The organism is Nostoc sp. 2RC, from assembly GCF_014222165.1.
Taxonomy (GTDB): Bacteria; Cyanobacteriota; Cyanobacteriia; order Cyanobacteriales; family Nostocaceae; genus Nostoc; species Nostoc linckia.
Genome location: NZ_JACKZU010000580.1, coordinates 1 through 3,111 on the forward strand (window position 1 = coordinate 1; position 3,111 = coordinate 3,111).

The window sequence follows — 3,111 nt, forward strand, 5'->3', positions numbered from 1 at the left end:
GTATTATTTTAAGATAGTGTAAATTTTATAAATTCAGAAATTATTGATAAAGGAAATCTTACAGTTTTTTTCAAGTAATTGAACTACACCAGTCCCTACTCTCTACCTCAATTGTGTCTAAATATCACCAAAACTGTGATAAGTGGGGTGCGTTAGCCTTCGGCGTAACACACCCTACATTTTGTCTACAATCCAAAATCTAAAATTCAAAATTGTCTCACGCATGAAGGTTGGCTTGTTCTTGCAACCAAGGATCTACTGGTTGTCCATCTTTGCGGCGTAATTCAATTTCCACCGCTATCACTTGTTTGGAACCAGGAGGCGCAGGTTTTTGATGGAAAATAATATCATAATCTAGTGGATTGTGTTGGCGTTCTTTCAACCATTCTTGCACTTTGGTTGTGGCAAAGAATGATTGTCCCTGCTCAAACATTCGGGTAATCTGCATTTGCAGTGTAAAAGGATTAATGCGACCCATTTTCTACCGCCTTTTTTAATTAAAGAAGAATTCCGAAAATATTATAGTAATCCAGTTTAATTTTTATGTGTAGATAGAGTGAATTCACTTCGGCGTACTTATCCTGTGGGAAGGCGTACTCCTACGGAGAAGCAAGCTACGCGTAGCATCTGGTAAACAAGCGCCTATGCGTTGAAAAAATCGGCGTTGCTGAATAATGGGATGATTGAGGCTCAGGTGGGGACGCAAAGACACGGGGATTATGTCTTGATGTAAATTCTCAAATCATCCCGCAATTATGCAACGTCAAAAAATCTAGTATCTGGCGCAGCCTCATCAAAAACTGTATCAGTTGTCAGTAGATATTGTAAAAAATTAAATATCCCAAAAGAGGTAGTTACTGAGATATCAGGTATGACAGAATCGACTTAATGCCTATCCTTTAGTATATTTCACCAGATTACTACTTCATTTTGTTATAGATTGGAGAGAGGCACGCCGCTTCAAGAATTGACCAAAAGATTGAGATGGTTGTTATGAAGACGAAAAATCAAGCTGTTTTCGCTTTATTTGTAAAAAGCGCTATTATCTTCTCACCTTTACTACTATCTGCTAGTATCGCCAGTGGACAATCTGCGCCATTATCCAAACCAGCCACAACTCCTGCTGCGGTGTTATCAAATCAGGAACGCGAAGAATTAACGCGATTACGAGCTGAAAAGCAAGTTCAATCTGATTTGAAGAGTGCTTTTAGCCGTACAACTATTTTAATCAATATCTGGCTAGTTATCTTAAGTTTATTTCCCTTAGCGATTATTGCTTTACTTTGGCTATTGCGACGAGCGATTATCCGTGAAATTGTTGAGCGTGCAATGCAACAATTAGATGGGGTAGAAAAATTACAAAGTCAGCTAACTACTGTTAAACAAGATACAGAAAACTTGATTCAAGAAGTTCAAAAAATTAATTATGACCTAGAAGAAGAAACCACTGCTCTGCAAAAAAAAGTTAAAAATCAATCAGAAAATGTGTCTCTTGTGACATCTGAGATAAATTTAATTAAAACACAAATATTAAATCGCTTAGAATCAGAAATTCAAAAATCTCAAGAAAATATATTATCTTTAGAGTCAAAATTTGCTGTGGCGCTATCTAATTTAGAATTGGAAGCTCAACAACGAAAAGATTTAGCGCTGGAAAATATGGAAAAATTGGCAAGTAGTTTATCTGAAGAACTATCCAATTTTAAATCGGTTATCCAACAACAGCAAGAATTAGCAGCAGCCGATTTAGAATTATCCAAATCTGAATTTACATCTCAATTATCTGGATGGCAATCTGATACTCAACAACAAAAGGATATCATTCTTGAGAGTTTAACTAAATTGCAGTCAGAATTTGTTTCTCAATTATCCAATTTAGAAATAGATATTCAACAGCAAAAAAATGTGACTTGGGAAAAGTTAGATAATGAATTTAAATTTCAAATATCGCAACTCCAAGGGGATGCTCAAGAGCAAAAAAATAAAATTTTAGAAAGCTTAATAGTATTACAATCAGAATTTAGCGATCGCCTATCCCAATTAGAAGTAGAAACCCAAAAATCTCAAGAATCAATCATTGAGAATTTACAAAAATCTGGTTATGAATTTAGTTCGCAATTTTCAGAATTACAAGTCAACGCCCAACAACAAAAAATTCTGCTTTTAGAGAAACTAGAAAAGTTAGAAACAGAATTTGTTTCCCAATTATCAGAATTACAATCAGATGCCCAACAAAGAAAAGATATCATTCTGCAAAAATTAACAGAAATGACATCGACATCCATTTCTAAGGAAGTTGAAGAAACAAACCCACAACAGCCACCACAACCAAAATTCACGGCTGAAGAATATATAAAACAAGCAGATGCACTATTTTCTGAAAAACTTTATCAAGATGCCATCGTCATTTACAACCAAGCAGTAAAAACCCAACCTAATGACCCAATTATTTGGTTAAAATGCGGTTTAACTCTCACAAGATTAAAACGCTACGAAGATGCCATTGCTTCCTACGATCGCGCCATTGAAATTCAACCGGAATATCATCAAGCGTGGTGCGATCGCGGCGTTGCTTTTGGTTACTTACAACAACATCAACAAGCCTTTGACTCATTTGATAAAGCTACACAAATAAAACCAGACGATGCAGTTGCTTGGTTAAATCGCAGTCTTTCCCTAATAGCCTTAGAACAATACGAACAAGCAATTCCATCTTTAGAAAAAGCCCTAGAACTGCAACCGAATTCTCCTAAAATTTGGGACAAATACGGCTATACCCTAGTGAGATTAGGACGCGACGACGAAGCGATCGTCAGTTTTAATAAAGCATTAGAAATTAAACCAGATTATGCCAGAGCCTACTACAACAAAGCAGCTTGTTACGCACTCCAAAGACAAATAGAACTATCTTTAACAAGCCTGCAACAAGCAATCGAAATAAATCCCAGATACAAACAAGAAGCCGCAACCGACCTAGATTTTGATGATATCGCCCAAGACCAACGTTTTCAGCAATTAATTTCGTTAAAGGGTTGATTGGGCATTGGGCATGGGGCATTGGGAAAGGGGAAAGGGGAAAGATTAAATTTATTCCTTTTCCCCCTATCCCCC

2 protein-coding genes are annotated in these 3,111 nt (G+C 36.5%); one reads left to right on the plus strand and one right to left on the minus strand.

Annotated features, from left to right (window positions below; genetic code table 11):
* Positions 1–217 precede the first annotated feature (217 nt).
* A complete protein-coding gene (locus GNE10_RS33345) occupies positions 218–478 on the minus strand; it encodes a hypothetical protein (RefSeq protein WP_099072688.1) in 261 nt (86 codons plus the stop codon).
* 515 nt (positions 479–993) lie between these two features.
* Between GNE10_RS33345 and GNE10_RS33350 the strand changes: the two genes are divergently transcribed.
* Positions 994–3,036, plus strand: a complete 2,043-nt coding sequence (locus GNE10_RS33350; RefSeq protein ID WP_185570332.1) for a tetratricopeptide repeat protein — start codon at positions 994–996, stop codon at positions 3,034–3,036.
* Positions 3,037–3,111: the final 75 nt, after the last annotated feature.